Source organism: Streptomyces sp. NPDC001393 (genome assembly GCF_053597455.1).
The window spans coordinates 1-15,374 of sequence record NZ_JBSFIH010000046.1 but is presented as its reverse complement, the minus strand read 5'-3'; the positions used below and the strand labels follow the sequence as shown (position 1 = coordinate 15,374).

12 protein-coding genes and 1 pseudogene are annotated in these 15,374 nt (G+C 69.8%); 8 read left to right on the top strand and 5 right to left on the bottom strand.

What is annotated here, in order from left to right; translation table 11 throughout:
- Positions 1-4 precede the first annotated feature (4 nt).
- From ccrA to ACWC2T_RS34540, 3 genes are read left to right on the top strand one after another with little or no spacing between them, the layout of a single operon-like run.
- The gene (gene ccrA / locus ACWC2T_RS34550) at positions 5-1,363 is read left to right on the top strand and encodes a crotonyl-CoA carboxylase/reductase (RefSeq protein WP_450674284.1); all 1,359 of its coding nucleotides are present in this window, start codon (positions 5-7) and stop codon (positions 1,361-1,363) included.
- 1 nt (position 1,364) lies between these two features.
- Entirely contained in the window at positions 1,365-2,354 is a 990-nt protein-coding gene (locus ACWC2T_RS34545) for a 3-oxoacyl-ACP synthase III family protein (RefSeq protein ID WP_450674283.1), read from the top strand.
- Positions 2,351-3,235 carry a 3-hydroxybutyryl-CoA dehydrogenase gene (locus tag ACWC2T_RS34540; RefSeq protein ID WP_450674282.1) on the top strand — a complete coding sequence of 295 codons (885 nt, stop codon included), beginning with the start codon at positions 2,351-2,353 and terminating at the stop codon, positions 3,233-3,235. Before ACWC2T_RS34545 ends, ACWC2T_RS34540 begins: the two co-directional genes overlap by 4 nt.
- A gap of 397 nt (positions 3,236-3,632) precedes the next feature.
- Here ACWC2T_RS34540 and ACWC2T_RS34535 read toward each other — a convergent pair.
- Positions 3,633-3,875 (bottom strand): annotated as a pseudogene (locus ACWC2T_RS34535) (dienelactone hydrolase family protein); the annotation flags it as partial.
- Positions 3,876-4,197: 322 nt separating this feature from the next.
- The gene (locus ACWC2T_RS34530) at positions 4,198-5,850 is read right to left on the bottom strand and encodes a trypsin-like serine peptidase (protein WP_450674281.1); all 1,653 of its coding nucleotides are present in this window, start codon (positions 5,848-5,850) and stop codon (positions 4,198-4,200) included.
- A gap of 501 nt (positions 5,851-6,351) precedes the next feature.
- On the opposite strand from ACWC2T_RS34530, the gene ACWC2T_RS34525 reads away from it, so the two are divergent.
- Positions 6,352-7,164: a hypothetical protein gene (locus ACWC2T_RS34525; protein WP_450674280.1), complete on the top strand. Its 813-nt coding sequence runs from the start codon at positions 6,352-6,354 to the stop codon at positions 7,162-7,164.
- A gap of 874 nt (positions 7,165-8,038) precedes the next feature.
- Here the strand turns inward: ACWC2T_RS34525 and ACWC2T_RS34520 are convergent.
- The 3 genes from ACWC2T_RS34520 to ACWC2T_RS34510 all read right to left on the bottom strand — a co-directional run bounded on the left by ACWC2T_RS34520 (position 8,039) and on the right by ACWC2T_RS34510 (position 11,269).
- Positions 8,039-8,677, bottom strand: a complete 639-nt coding sequence (locus ACWC2T_RS34520; protein WP_450674279.1) for a hypothetical protein — start codon at positions 8,675-8,677, stop codon at positions 8,039-8,041.
- Between the two features lie 229 nt (positions 8,678-8,906).
- A complete protein-coding gene (locus ACWC2T_RS34515; protein WP_450674278.1) occupies positions 8,907-9,665 on the bottom strand; it encodes a thioesterase II family protein in 759 nt (252 codons plus the stop codon).
- Between the two features lie 83 nt (positions 9,666-9,748).
- On the bottom strand, positions 9,749-11,269 hold the full coding sequence (locus ACWC2T_RS34510) for an FAD-dependent monooxygenase (protein WP_450674277.1): 1,521 nt from the start codon (positions 11,267-11,269) through the stop codon (positions 9,749-9,751).
- Between the two features lie 488 nt (positions 11,270-11,757).
- Between ACWC2T_RS34510 and ACWC2T_RS34505 the strand changes: the two genes are divergently transcribed.
- From ACWC2T_RS34505 to ACWC2T_RS34490, 4 genes are all read left to right on the top strand, one after another.
- A complete protein-coding gene (locus ACWC2T_RS34505) occupies positions 11,758-13,335 on the top strand; it encodes an acyl-CoA carboxylase subunit beta (RefSeq protein ID WP_450674276.1) in 1,578 nt (525 codons plus the stop codon).
- 241 nt (positions 13,336-13,576) lie between these two features.
- The gene (locus tag ACWC2T_RS34500) at positions 13,577-14,095 is read left to right on the top strand and encodes a hypothetical protein (protein WP_450674275.1); all 519 of its coding nucleotides are present in this window, start codon (positions 13,577-13,579) and stop codon (positions 14,093-14,095) included.
- Between the two features lie 89 nt (positions 14,096-14,184).
- Positions 14,185-15,027, top strand: coding sequence for a DUF4097 family beta strand repeat-containing protein (locus tag ACWC2T_RS34495; protein ID WP_450674274.1), 843 nt, complete (start codon positions 14,185-14,187; stop codon positions 15,025-15,027).
- Positions 15,028-15,126: 99 nt separating this feature from the next.
- Positions 15,127-15,374: ATP-binding cassette domain-containing protein (locus ACWC2T_RS34490; RefSeq protein WP_450674273.1), on the top strand; the 248-nt coding region annotated here is incomplete at its 3' end.

Here is a 15,374-nt window from a genome sequence, read left to right as displayed (position 1 = left end):
AATCATGGATTCTTTGACAGAAGCCCTGCTGTCCGGGGCCGGCCCGGACGAGATCGGGCGACACGAACTTCCGCCGGAGTACGAGGCCGCGCACCTCCTGGCCTCCGACCTCGGCATGTTCGACGGCGTCGAGGACAAGGACGTCCGCAAGTCGTTGCACGTCGGGCAGGTTCCGATGCCGGACATCGCGCCGGACGAGGTGGTCGTCGCCGTCATGGCGAGCTCCATCAACTACAACACGGTGTGGTCGGCGACGTTCGAGCCGGTGCCCACGTTCCAGTCCCTGAAGCGCTACGCCCGCCAGGGCGGATACGCCGCCCGGCACGACCTGCCGCACCAGGTGGTGGGATCGGACGCGGCCGGGGTCGTCGTACGGGTCGGGGCCGGGGTACGGCACTGGAAGGCGGGCGACCACGTGGTCGTCAGCTGTGTCCAGGTCGACGAGCAGGAACCGGCGACGCACGCCGACGCGATGCTTGGAGCGGGGCAGCGGATCTGGGGCTACGAGACGAACTTCGGCGGGCTCGCCCACTACACGGTGGTGCGCGCGAGCCAGCTGCTGCCCAAGCCGGCGCATCTGACCTGGGAGGAGTCGGCGAGTGTCCTGCTGACCGCGGCGACCTCGTACCGGATGCTGGTCGGCGACAACGGCGCCCGGATCAAGCAGGGCGACATCGTGCTCGTCTGGGGCGCGACGGGCGGTCTCGGCGCGTTCGCGGTGCAGATGGTGAAGAACGCGGGCGGTATCGCCGTCGGCGTGGTCAGCTCCGAACGCAAGGCCGAGGCGCTGCGCCGGCTCGGCTGCGACGTGGTGATCAACCGCAGCGAGATCGGCATGGGCGGGGACGGCGCGCCCACCCCGGAACGGACCATCGAGCTGGGCAAGCGGCTCGGGCGGGAGATCCGGCGGCAGGTCGGCGAGGACCCGCATGTCGTGTTCGACTACGTCGGGCGGGCCACGTTCGGGATCTCGGTGTTCGTCGTGCGCAAGGGCGGAGTGGTCGTCACCTGCGGGTCGAGCACCGGCTACGACCACCACTTCGACAACCGCTACCTCTGGATGAACCTCAAGCGGATCGTGGGCAGCCACGCCGCGAACCTGCAGGAGCAGGCGGAATGCAACCGGCTCTTCCGGCTGGGGCACCTTTCCCCCGTCCTCTCCGAGGTCTTCCCGCTGCAGGAGGTCGGCGAGGCCGCACGGCTGGTCCAGACGAACCGGCACACCGGAAAGGTCGGCGTGCTCTGCCTCGCGCCCGAGGAGGGACTCGGCGTCACCGATCCCGCACTGCGGGAGAAGATCGGGGCCGCGCGGCTCAACCCGCTGCGCGCCGGCGGTGCGCCCGGATCCGCAGGGGTGTCATGACATGGGCATCGGCATCCTCTCCACCGGCTCCTACCTGCCCAAGCACGAGGTGGGCAACGAGGAGGTCGCCGAGCGCGTCGGCGTCACCGCCGAGTGGATCGAACGCAAGACGCAGATCCGGTCGCGGCGCTACGCGGCCGAGCACGAGGCGACGTCCGACCTGGCGGTGAAGGCCGCCGAACGCGCGCTGGCCCAGGCGGAGTTGACCGCCCACCAGATCGACTACATCATCGTCTCGACCTCCACCGGGGACTTCCCGCAGCCGCCCACCTCGTACCTGGTCCAGCACGGCCTGGGCGCCTACGGCGCGGCCTGCTTCGACGTCAATGTCGTCTGCAGCGGCTTCGTCTACGCGCTGTCGCTGGCCCACAGCCTGGTGACCGTGCGCCCGGACACTCGGGTGCTGGTGATCGGGGCGGACGTGTACTCGCGGATCCTGGACTTCACCGACCGCAGGACCGCGGTCCTGTTCGCCGACGGCGCCGGGGCCGCGGTCGTCGGGGCGGTGCCCGAGCCGTACGGGATCATCGCCAGCGACCTGTCCAGCCGCGGCGACGCGCACCATCTGATCCGGGTCGAGGCCGGCGGCAGCCGCAATCCGGCGTCGGCGGCGACCGTCGCGGACGGCGGCCACTTCTTCCGGATGGACGGCCGCGGGGTACGGGACTTCGTCGCCGAGCACGTGCCGCCGGCGCTGCTCGCGCTGGCCCGCAGGGCCGGCGTGGACATCGGCGCGGTCGACCACTTCATACCGCACCAGGCCAACGGCGTGATGCTCGGCGAGGTCGTCGAGCGCACCGGGCTGGGCGCCGCGCAGACGCACCGCACCCTGATCAGGTACGGCAACGTCGGCAGTGCCTCGGTGCCGGTCGCACTCGACGAGGCCCACCGCACGGGCGCGCTGTCGCCGGGTGACCTGGTGCTGCTCGCCGGGTTCGGCGGTGGCATGTCGATCGGAGCATCACTTCTGACCTGGGGGGCCCACGCATGACCACGTCCACGCACCAAGCCGGTGCCGGCATCGACCGGGTGGGTGTCGCCGGCAGCGGCATCATGGGCACCGGCATCGCCGAACTGTGCGCGAAGGCCGGGCTCGACGTGACGGTCGCCGTGTTCTCCGAGTCGTCGCTGGTGACGGCGCCCGAGCGGCTGGCCGCGTCCCTCGACCGGGGCGTGGCCAGGGGCAAACTGACCGCCGAGGAACGCGAGGCGGCGCTGGGCCGGGTGTCGTACACCCGCGACCTCGCCGAACTGGCGGACCGCCAGTTGGTGATCGAGGCGGTCAAGGAGGACGAGCAGCTCAAGCTGGACCTGTTCGCCACCCTCGACAAGATCGTCGAGGACCCGGACGCGATCCTGGCGACCAACACGTCCTCGATCCCGGTCGTACGACTCGCCGCCGCGACCCGGCGCCCGGGCCAGGTGCTCGGCATCCACTTCTTCAACCCGGTGCCGGCGCTGCCGCTCGTCGAGCTCGTCGCCTCCGTGCGCACGGACGAGGCGGTGAGCGCGCGGGCGCTGGTCTTCGTCCGCGACGTCCTCGGCAAGAAGCCGATCGCCTCGCCGGACCGGGCGGGCTTCCTCGTCAACGCGCTGCTGTTCCCCTATCTGCTCTCCGCCGTCCGGATGGTCGAGTCGGGCCTGGCGCCGGCCGAGGTCGTCGACCAGGGCATGGAGCAGGGCTGTTCCCACCCGATGGGCCCGCTGCGGCTCGCCGACCTCATCGGCCTGGACACCACCGTGTCCATCGCGCAGGCCATGTACGAGGAGTTCAAGGAGCCGCTGTACGCGCCTCCGCCGCTGCTGCTGCGCATGGTCGAGGGCGGCCTGCTGGGCAAGAAGTCCGGCCGTGGCTTCTACACGTACACGTGAGCGGTGCGCGAGAGGGCCCGGCCGACCGTCAACGGTTGCGGGTGTCGTCCTGGTACGCCTGCCGGCCGGGGACATCACCATGCCGGGCCCGCCAGCGGCGAACACCGCGCCCAAGCCCTCCCACACGATGACGTCCAGGCCAGGCTCGTACTCGCCGGTGGCCTCGTTCAGGACCTGCGGGCCGGGCCGAAAGATCTGAACCCCTGCTACGGCAAGCGGGGCGCTCAGGCAGAGCGGTGGAAGGCCGTGGCTGACGAGGGCGTTTCCTTATGCGAGATCGGATGGTCGGCGGCTGACGGCCGGCCTCGCTGTTGCGGATTGCCCGATGGAGCCGTGGTGGTGGTGCGACATGAAGCCGGTCCAAGGGACCCGTGACCTCTTGGTGGTGTGGGACCGGTCACTCTGTCACAGGCAAGCACTCGGCGAGCAGGTCGACAATGTCGCGCCAGGCCCGCTGTGCGTGCCGTGGGTGGTGGCCGACGCCGGGGCGCGCGGTGTGGTCGACCGGTGGGTAGTGGAAGGCGTGCAGGGCTCCGCCGTAGACCACGAGGCGCCAGTCGACGCCCGCGGCCTGCATCTCGGCGGTGAAGGCGTCGCGTTGCGCGGGCGGCATGATCGGGTCTTCCGACCCGACCCCGGCCGCCCCCTGATCACCTGTCGGGCCGGACGGTAGAGGCGCCGCCGAACGGCGGGCGCGGGTATCGGCAAAGTGCGCTGGTGCGGCGGGGCGGGGCGGCCTGGTAGAGGCGCGGCCCCGGCGTGCCAGGTGTCGGGCGGGGGCCGGTCGCGCTCCCCGCCTGGCGCCCGGGTCGGCCGTGGCGACGCCCCACCGAAGGAAGGGCGTCGCCGGGCCGGGGCCAGGTATCGGACGCGGCGATCGGCGCATTGGCGGCTTGGGATGGATGGGCGTCGAGGCTGAAGGCGAATCGTGCAGCCACCGATCGTGTCGCGGTCCGGCCGGGTCAGGTGCCGGGGTAGACCAGTGTGTTCTCTTTGCCCAGGTAGGAGGGACCACTGTCGGCGTAGAGGGTGGTTTCTCCGTCGGACCAGCGCACGATCAGGTCGTCGTTGTAGCTGTCTCCGATGTAGTTGCCTGCGGTCATCACCAGGTCGTGGGTCCACAGCGAATTGGCGTCCAGCATGCGGTATTCGGATCCGAGACCTGCCGCGGAGGTGGCCACGTAGGTGTCCAGTTCGCCGTCGACCCAGCGGACGAAGATGTCCCAGTTGGGCTGCCCTGAGAGATCGGCACCGGTCACCAGTGTGGCGTCCTTCCACGTCCTGTTGGGTGCCAGGAGTTGGTGTTCGGTACCGAAGGTTCCGGCGCCGACGTAGGTGTACAGGGACAGTTCGCCATCGACCCAGCGGACGACGAGGTCGGTGACGTAGCCGCCGTTGTGGAACTGTCCTGCGGAAATCTGCATGGCGTCTTTCCACTGTGATTGGGGTGGGGCCATCTGGACTTCGTTGCCGAGCCCGGCGGTGCTGACGTCGGGGTAGAGCGTGACCTCGCCGTCCGACCAGCGGACCATGAGGTCGTACAGGGAGCTGCCGGCGAAGTCGCCCCCGGTGATGGTTACGGCGTGCGTCCATATGGACTTGGGCGGCGCGAGTTGCTTTTCCTCGAGGAAGCCGCCCTGGCCGTCGCCGGGGTACAAGGTGACCTCCCCGTCGGTCCATACGACGATGAGGTCGCTGTGGTGACTCCCGCTGTAGTCTCCTGATGCCAGAAGCTTGGCGTGCTGCCAGGTTGCCGCGCCTTCTGGGAACTTGTTCGCCTGGGACAGGCCTATGTACGGCGGAGGGTTCGAGGGCGGGTCCTGGTTGGTGATGGCGTCGTTCAGCAGATCGGCAGCGTTCTGACCGAAAAGCGGCGCGTAACTGGTCCAGTCATTGCTGCCACCGCCCCCTTTTCCACCGAGATTCCCTATCACTTTGCCGGTGAGGGTGGTCGGGTTCCAATCGACGATCCAAGGGCTCCCCGAGGTGCCACCGAAAAAGCCGCCGCAAGTCATCTGCATCTGCCGGTATCCGGCGAGCTGACTGGTGACCACTTGCTTGCTGCATTGGACGGCATAGCCTGTGTCGTTGCCGTGGGAGTTGGCCGGATACCCGATGATCTGGACCGTGTTGATGTAGCCGCTCGGCTGCGTGAAGGTGAGAGCGCCGTGCACGGCATCCTGCAGTTGCTTGCCGAACTGGTTCGGCGCCACCCGGGCGAAGGCGGTGTCCAGGTCGGACACCGGGAGTGAGGTCTGTGAAGGGCCGTAACGGGCGTCCAGGAAAAGATGCTGGACCTTGAAGATCCCGAAGGGCTGCTTGTCGGGTCCGGCTCCCATGATGAACTTGGGAACGAAGATGTAGTTGCCGCCCTTGAGCCCCAGGCCGCAGTGCCCGGCGGTGAGAACGATATTGCGTGTGCTGCTGTCGATGACGGACCCGGTGCAGTACCAGTCTTTACCATTCGGGCCTTGTGCGAAGAAGGTACCGACGACCGGCGTTCCGCTGAAGTGCTCGGGAGCGGGGGTGCCAGGAGGGGCGCCTGCCGCGAGACCGGAGGAGGCCTTGACCCTCCGGCCGAGAGGCTTGTCTCCAAGAGGCTTGGCAGCCGCCATACGAGCCGCTGTCCAGTATTCGGCGGCGACACGGCTCTCCTTCCCGACCGCTCGGCCCGTCGTCGGTCCGGGTGCTTTGGTCGGCGCCACGCGGGGCGTTGGAGACCGCGAAGCCGTGGGTGCCGGCGACGGAGCGGGTCTGGACGGGACGGATGGCGGCTTGTCCGCCGCCAGGGCCGCATCGGCGCCAACTGTGGCGAGGACGGCCGCACACAGACCGACGGCGAGAGGACGGAACAATCGAAAGTGCCGCACCGATACCCTTTCAGAAAGGTGGCGAGGGAAGGCGCAAAAAGGAACGGGAGCCGCGCACGCTGCCGGAGGCTCCGGTCAGTACGACGCCGCTCAACCGGCGTTCTTCACACGGAGCGTAAGATGATGTTCACAGATGATCAACGGCTTTTTGACAGCATGCGCACAGGCCCGTCATCCCGCCTGCACACGACTTCCTCCACAGGCCGGACCCGTCCGGACGAACGAAAGCTGAGGATCGCTCTCGTGATGTTGCCCCGCACTCTCGCCGCACTGACCGCGATGACCGCCGTCACGCTGGCACTCACCGCCGCGGGCCCCCCGCCCACACCGGTGGCCTCACTCCCCTCGGCGTCGGCGACCGATCCTGATTACCCCTATCTGTGGCCGGAGGAGGGCACCCCCCAGCCACGCGATGCGCGCCCGGGCGACACACTCCTCGTGTCCACCAACGACGGGGTCGCGCATCCGCAAGACACCGTCCGCTCACCGGTGTTCACCGAACCGGTAACCCTCCACGGCGCCAAGTCCAGCTACGTCACCGCCGCAACGGTGCGCTGTGATGCCAAACCAGGGGTGTATCCTGTCTACCTGGTCGGAGAGCAGCGCGACTCCACGGTGTGGGCCAAGGTACGGGTGCAGCCCACGAGCGTCCCCACCGCAGCGTGCGCCCATCCTTCTCCGTACACCACCGAGGAGCTGTGGCCGCTACTGAGTCCTGTGGCACCGGTGCGGCCCGGCGAGAGTGCCCACATCGCGCTCGGTGCCAACGCGGCCGCGCTCGTGGGCGACGTCGTTGACTCCCCCACGTTCGACGGGCACATCAGGTTGCGTGAGACCAAGCCTCGCGACCAGCGGGAAGCCGTGCAGCCCACACTGGAGCAGCTGACCCATTCCTTCACGGCCGACGTCACCGTACGATGCGGCACCCGACCGGGCCTGTATCCGGTCCGCTTCGGTTTCGGCGGCGGTGCGGGGGACGGTGGGGTGGACTACCGCTTCGAGACCCAGGTGCGTGTGCTGCCGGCTGACGGGAACTCACAGATGCACTGCAACCGCTAGCGAGTTGGGCGGTGGCCTCAACTGTTGGCAACGGCTGCGAAGCGCACTCCGGTCTTGGCCGTGAAGGAGAAGTCCACCGACCGACCGACCGTAGTCTCCGTGACCTGATCCACGGAGATCTGGCCGTGTGTGCACCGGACGCTCCAGGACCCACTGCCGGTGGCCGTTACAGTCACAGTTCCGTCCCCGACGCACGCGGTACGAAGCGTGTAATGCCCCGACGGAAAGCGGACCTTGCTGGCCGTCCAGTGCGTGTCACCGGGGCGGACGGCATGGGCGAAGGCGGGGTTACGGGCACTCTGGCGGGCTGCGGCAAGCAGATCGGCCTGGCTTGCGGTTGTCGCGGGTGCGGGCGTGTTGGTGGCAGGCGTGGTGGTCGGAGTCGCGGTGGCGGTGGGATGTGCCGGAGCTGGGTGCGCCTGGCCGGAGCCGGAACCACAGGCGGACAGGGATGTGGCGAGTACGGCGGCGGCCACTGTCACGAGGGCACGAGGGCGAGGGGTTTGGACCATGGCAGGGCTCCCGAGATGTCTGAGGCAGAGGACGAGCAGCGACCGCTCCGCCCCCGTTTCCCCGCGAGCTTAGCCCTGTTCACGTGACCAACTGCAGCACCAGGACATGGGGGAGCCGAGGATCTGAGGCGGATCCAACCGCCGGCACGGTCTTGTCCGCGATCCGCTCTACGGCGGCCCGGACCGCGTCCCGGCTGGCTGGCCGCCGGCGTCTCCGCGCCCGCCAGCAACGGTGGCTGGCAGGTTCGTCGGGGGCCTTGCTGCTGAACGGGGTGATCGACGACTTCAGTTTGCGGGGGCAGTCGCGTGAGCGTCGTCGTGGCAGGAGGATCCAGCGGATCTCGGCGAGGCCGAGAAGACGGTCATGATTTCGGGCCGAGGGGGAAAAGCCGCACGGCGTGATCACCGAACGGCGGGCTACATACAGGGCCCGGGTGAACGATGTCCGCTCGGAGGATGTCTGCGCGATCCGGGCCACCTCGTTGAGCAGGTCGCGGGTCCCGAACCGTGCCGTCGCCCCGGCACGGCGCATTCACCGCGGTGAGCACCCAGTGCTGGCAGTCCAGCGAAGTGGTGGCGTTGATGACGGAGTCGAGGACCACCATGTCGTACAGGCCGTGCTCGGCGAGCCGCTTTTCGATGGTGCGGATCATGCCGAGGACGCCCTGGATGTCAACAGCGTACTTGCCGGCGTGGTGCGGTACGGCTCGTAGTCGTCGATCAGGTAGCCCTCGTCGGTCCGTAGCTTCTTGGCGTAGTCGCCGTGGCCAGCGCCGAAGTCGACCACGCGCGGGTCGGAGGCCTTGCGCAGCCGGGGCAGGGCCAGCTTCTCCCACGGCCGCCACCACGGCGTACTCGGCGTTCAGGGCGATCTGCCCCTGGTCATCGATGACGACGCTGCCCCACGCGCCGTGCCCGCCGGTCATGTAGGAGATGGCCTGCTGGAACGGCTTATTGCGGGAGTTGGCGACGTTGATGGTCTCCCAGGGATCCACGGCCACTCGCCGATGGGGCCAGGATCGGCGTACACGATGCTCGCCTCGGTCTCGACCCGGTTGTGCAGGAGGTTGAACCGGATTGTCACTCAGGCGGACGTTCGTGCCCAGCATGACGGCCGGCGTGTGCGTGATGCCGAGTGCCTTCATCGCGGTACGCCTCGTAGAACGTGGTCTTGGGCGCGACGGTCCTCATGCGTCCTCGTCCTCCTGGCCCCTTGCTGCCGGCGGCCGGTCAGGAGACGGCGGCTTCGGTGAGCAGCCCCTCGGTGACGGTCGCGGCGATGCCGTCGAGGTGGTCGAAGAGGTAGAAGTGGCCGCCGGAGAAGACCTTCACGGCGAAGTCGCCGGTGGTGTGCGCCCGCCAGGTATGAGCATCCTCGACCGTCATCATCGGGTCGCTGTCCCCGGTCAGGGCGGTCACCGCAGCGGCGAGCGGCTCACCCCCGCGCCAGCGGTACGTGCCCAGGGCCTTGTAGTCGGCCCGCAGCGCCGGCAGCACCAGCTCCAGGAGGTCGGGGTCGCTGAGCATGGCCTGGTCGGTGCCGCCCAGCCTGCGCACATCGGCCAGCACATCGGCGTCGTCGAAGAGGTGGTAGGGGGCACTACCGGTCTCCGGGCCGCCCCTGCCGGACAGGAACAGCCGCTGAGGATCCGGCAGTTCGCCCCGGGCGAGCAGCCGGGCCGTCTCGAACGCGACGAGCGCGCCCATGCTGTGGCCGAACAGGGCGTACGGCCGTCCCGGGTCCGCGGCCAGTTCGCGGGCCAGCTCCCCGGCCACGGCCTCGACGAGCGGGACCAGGTCCGTGAACGGCGTTTCGCCGTAGCGGTCCTGGCGCCCCGGGTACTGCACCGACACCACGTCGAAGTGCGCGGGCAGCCGGTGTGCCAGGTCCTTGAACGCCGTCGCGGAGCCCCCCGCATGCGGGAAGCACACGAGCCGCGGCCCGTCCCCCGAGGCCGTGGTGAAGCGTCGCAGCCACGTGCTGTTCACTGTCGGTGTGTCCCTTCGTCAGTGTCGGACGACCGGTCCCCGCTCGTGCCGGGACCGGTCGTCCGTTCGTTTCGCGCGGTGTGTCATCCCTGCAGGGCCGGGCCGAACCAGGTGGTGAGGGCGCTGGTGAGCGCGGCGATGTCGGGGGTGTCGCCGCTGTCGGCCGCCCAGGCGACGTGGCCGTCGGGGCGGAGGAGGACGGCGGCGGGGGCGGGGATGTCGCCGATGGCGGGGACGGTCCAGTGCTCGTCCGCGCTGCGTGCTTCGGCGAGGTCGACGCGGTCGCTCCAGCCCTTGGCGCCGGCTGCCAGCCGGGTGTCGCCGTGCAGGTCGAGCAGGACGGGGCGGCCGGCGTGCAGCAGCTCGTACACACGGGTGGCGCCGTCGGAGGATGCCGTGAGGTCGGCGTCGGGGACGCGGCGGCCCGTCAGCGGGTGGTCGCCGTCGACCGGATACCGGATGTCGAGGGCGTTGAGCAGGTGGCGCAGGTACTGGTTGACCTCGTCGAAGACCATGAGGGAGCCGAAGACGTCCCGCAGCGCGTCGGTCTGCGGGCCGGGCCGCACCAGGGCGGACTGGGCGCGGGTGTTGTGCAGGACGCGTTCGGCGACGGGGTGGCGCTCGGCGTGGTAGGTGTCCAGCAGGCTCTCGGGCGCCTGGCCGCGTACGACTGAGGCCAGTTTCCAGCCCAGGTTGACGGCGTCCTGCACGCCCATGTTGAGGCCCTGGCCCCCGGCGGGGAAGTGGATGTGGGCGGCGTCGCCGGCGAGGAGGACCCGGCCCGCCCGGTAGCGGTCGGCCTGGCGCGCGGCGTCGTTGAAGCGGGAGATCCAGCGGGGGTTGCGGATGCCGAAGTCGGTGCCCGCGACCCTGGTCAGGGATTCCTTCAGGCGTTCGAAGGTGACGGGCTCGTCGCGGCCGGGGACGTGGTCGTACTCGGAGGTGATGACCCGGTGCCAGCCGGGTTCGAAGGCGATGGCCGAGTAGTCGCCGACCGGGGTGCGGCGTACCCAGACGTAGTCCTCGGGCAGGTCGGGGAGTTCGACGTCGCCGATGAGGGCGGTCATGGTGGCTTCGGTGCCGGGGAAGTCGATGCCCGCGAGCTTGCGGACGGTGCTGCGACCGCCGTCGCAGCCGACGAGGTAGCGGGCGCGCAGGGTCGCGGCTGTGGTCCCGCCCGTGTTCAGCTCGGCCGTGACGCCGGCCTCGTCCTGGCTGATCCCGCTGACCTCGCAGGCGCGGCGCAGGTGGACGCCGAGTCCGGTGGCCCATTCCTCCAGGAGCCGTTCGATGGAGGACTGCAGGATCATCAGCGGGTAGGGGTGCCGGGACTCGGACTCGTCGAAGTCCAGGTAGAGGCCGGAGAAGTGGCCCACCGGCTGCAGTTCGCCCTCGGCGAGGAAGCGGTCGAGGACGCCGCGCTGGTCGAGGACTTCCAGGGTGCGGGAGTGGATCCCGCCGGCGCGGGACTCGCCCGACCGCTCGGCGAGCTTCTCGACCACGGTCACGTCGGTGCCGGCCAGGCGCAGTTCGCAGGCGAGCATCAGGCCCGTCGGCCCGGCACCCACGATCACCACGTCCGTGTCCATGCGGGTGTCTGCCACGTCGTTCCCCCTCATTCCACTGCGCCTGTCACGTCGTTGCACCACCTCCACGGTCCGGCACATGGATCAGCGGTTCAAGACAACTCGGTGCCGGGGCGGTGCCCACCGCCGTCCGACGTGCCTTGTCCCGCCGGCGGGACACGCCTACGAGGCGGCTCCATGGCCGCCGGCTCCGGGCACACATCGAGCACACATCGGGCACACATGAAGCCCGCCGGTGCCCTCGGGGGGTGGTGGGGGCGCCGACGGGCGGTTCGGGGCTCCGCGAGGGCTCATGGCCGGCACATCGGAGCTCACGACTCGAGAGCATCACCTTTCGCGCTCGACGGATGCTCGCGGGGCGATGGAGGGCCGGCCTGGCCGAAGTCGTCGTCGTCCGGCGCTCCAACCGGCTTCGAGTGACATGGAAGAGGCTGGCCGCTGGTTCATCACGACAGCTGGTTCATCACGACAGCTGACTCATCACGACGGCCGGAAAGGGGAAACCCATGACCGCCCTGGACGACATGCCGGTCGGGCAGCAGCGCGGCACGGTCGCCGAACTCGAGGCCATACGTGACGCCGTGCGCCGAGGGCCCAGTGCAAGGGCCACGCAGGCACAGCACGCCAAGGGCAAGCTCACGGCCCGCGAACGGCTCCGGCTCCTCTTCGACGACGGCCGGTTCACCGAGGTCGAGGGCCTGCGCAGACACCGGGCGAGCGGCTTCGGCCTGGAGGACAAGCGTCCCTACACCGACGGCGTGGTCACCGGCTGGGGCCGGGTCTTCGGGCGTGTCGTCTTCGCGTACGCCCATGACTTCAGGATCTTCGGAGGCTCCCTCGGCGAGGCGCACGCCGAGAAGATCCACAAGATCATGGACATGGCCGCCACCGCCGGGGCCCCGATCGTGGGCCTGTGCGACGGCGCCGGAGCGCGCATCCAGGAAGGCGTGACCGCGCTCGCCGGGTACGGCGGGATCTTCCAGCGCAACGTCCGCAACTCCGGGGTCATCCCGCAGATCAGCGTCATGATGGGCCCGTGCGCGGGCGGGGCCGCCTACTCCCCGGCGCTGACCGACTTCGTGTTCATGGTGCGCGGCACCTCACAGATGTTCATCACGGGGCCGGACGTGGTGCAGGCCGTCACCGGAGAGCAGATCAGCCATGAGGAGCTGGGCGGCGCCGACGCCCACACCGGTCTGTCCGGGGTCGCCGGATTCGCCTACGACGACGAGGAGAGCTGCCTCGCCGACGTCCGCTACCTGCTGTCCTTCCTGCCCTCCAACAACCATGAGCTGCCGCCGTCGGAACCCTGCGCCGACCGGCCCGACCGGCTCACCCCGGCCCTGCTCGACCTGGTGCCGTCCGACGAGAAGCGCGCGTACGACGTGCGCGAGGTCATCGAGGAACTCGTCGACGCCGGCGACTTCTTCGAGGTGCACGAGGCATGGGCGCCCAATGTGGTGTGCGCCCTGGCCCGGCTGGACGGTCATGTCGTCGGCATCGTCGCCAACCAGCCCGCCGTGCTCGCCGGAGTCCTCGACATCAAGGGCAGCGAGAAGGCGGCCCGGTTCGTGCAGATGTGCGACTCCTTCAACATCCCGCTCGTGACGCTGGTGGACGTCCCCGGATTCCTGCCCGGCGTCGGCCAGGAGCACGGCGGCATCATCCGGCACGGCGCGAAACTCCTCTACGCCTACTGCAACGCGACGGTTCCCCGGATCCAGCTGATCCTGCGCAAGGCCTACGGCGGCGCGTACATCGTCATGGACTCGCGCTCCATCGGCTCGGACGTGTCGCTGGCCTGGCCCGGCAACGAGATCGCGGTGATGGGGGCGGAGGGCGCCGCGAACGTCGTCTTCCGGCGCGAGATCGCGGCCGCGGCCGATCCCGCCTCCGCCCGCAAGCAGTACATCAAGGAGTACCGGGACCAGCTCATGCACCCGTACTACGCCGCCGAACGCGGCCTGGTGGACGATGTCATCGACCCCGCGGAGACCCGCGTCAGGCTGATCGACGCGCTCGCCGTGCTGCGCACCAAGTACGTGGCACAGCCGTCCCGCAAGCACGGGAACCAGCCCCAGTGACCTGCGAGCCCCACACCGGGCGACCGGTCCGTATATGGCGCCGCATGGCACCGCTTGGCGTTAGCTGGCGCCATCCGGTGTCATTTCGCGCCTTCGAGGGAGCCTGAGCGCGCCTGTCGCCGTCATGGCCCAGCTCGCCGCCCCGGCGTTTCCGCAGATAGAACGGTTTCCCCTGGAGGATGTAGCCGCGCGGCGCCATGAAGACTTGCGCATGGCGCCATGATGCTGCCATGATGACGTCATGGACCTCACGCCGTATGTCGACACCCTCCGCCGTGAACTCGCGGTGGCCGCCGAGGCCGGCGGGGAGGATGCCCGCGAGCTGGCCGAGCGACTCACCGCTCCTCTGGAGTCGGCGACCCGGCTGACCCTGCTCAACGTGCTCTCCGCGGCCATGGACGAGATCACCCGCGAGCTCGCGCCCGGCTCGGTCGACGTACGGCTGCGCGGGCTGGACCCCGACTTCGTGGTGACGCCACCGCCCACCGACGGCGGCGCCATCGCGGAGCCGACCGCGCCCGCCGAGCCGTTCCGGGCCCCGGTCCCGGCCGAGGGCGACGAGGGCGGCACCGCCCGCGTCAACCTGCGGCTGCCCGCGCATCTCAAGGCGCGTGCCGAGCAGGCCGCGAGCCGTGAGGGTCTGTCGGTCAACGCCTGGCTGGTGCGGGCCGTGTCGGCCGCGGTCGAGGGCGGCGCCCGTCCGGGTACACCGGAGAGGGCACAGGCCGTCGGACAGAGCTTCACGGGCTGGGTGCGCTAGCCGCGGCGCCCGTGCCTGCGCCACTTCGCCCACACCCCATCACGTCCCACCGCGGGGACGTCCTGAAGACCCATGAGGACGGGACAGCCATGCCTTCTTTCGACACTCCCGAAGCGATCTCGGTCACCGCGCGTGTGGAGGCCGGTTCCATCCAGTTCACCGCGGGCGAGCGGGCCGACACGGTCGTCGAGGTGCGGCCCCGTGACCCGAAGAAGACCCTGGACGTGCGCGCGGCCGAGCAGACCCAGGTCGCCTACGCGGGCGGCGTGCTGACCGTCAGGACGCCCAAGTCCAGCCTGTTCGGCCGCACCGGCGTCGTCGACGTGACGGTCGACCTGCCCGCGGGCTCGCGCATCGACACCTCCGGTGCCTGGACCCAGGTGCTCGGCGAGGGCAGGCTCGGCGAGGTCCGCGTGAAGACCTCTTCGGGTGATGTGCGCTTCGATGCGACCGGCCCGCTGCACCTGACCGCCTCGCACGGCTCGATCACCGTGGACCGTGCCGAAGGCCCGGTCGAGATCAGCACCAGCTCCGGCAGCCTGCGCGTCGGCCTCGTGGACGGGCCCGCCGTGCTGAAGAACTCCCACGGCACCACGACCGTCGGCGCCGTCACCGGCGAGCTGCGGGTCAGCGGCGCCAACGGCGACATCAGCATCGAGCGTGCCGAGGCCTCGGTGACCGCCACCACCGCCCACGGCACCCTGCGCGTGGGTGAAGTGGCCCGGGGCAAGGTCCAGTTGGAGACCGCCTACGGCGCCATCGAGGTCGGCGTCCGCCAGGGCACGGCCGCCTGGCTCGACGTCAGCTCGGGCTCCGGCCAGGTGCGCAACACCCTCAACACCTCCGACAGCCCGGAGAAGACCGAGGACACCGTCGAGGTCCGTGCCCGCACCCGCCACGGCAACATCGACATCCGCCGCGCCAAGGCCTGAACCCCGGCCCCGCGGACTCGTCCCACCTCGTACGCGCTCCATCCCCGTACACGCTCCATCCTCGTACGCACTTCACTCAGCCTTCGAACAGGAGGACCCATGCCTTCATCTGTCATGCCCACGCCCAGTCGGGCCGACGGTCACACGTCGCCCGCCGCCATCTCCACCACCCGGCTGCGCAAGTCCTACGGCGACAAGGTCGTGCTCGACGGCATCGACCTGCTCATTCCGGCCGGTTCCGTGTTCGCGCTCCTCGGCCCGAACGGGGCCGGGAAGACCACCACGGTGCAGATCCTGTCCACGCTGATCTCCTGCGACGGCGGGCAGGTCCAGGTGGCGGGCCATGA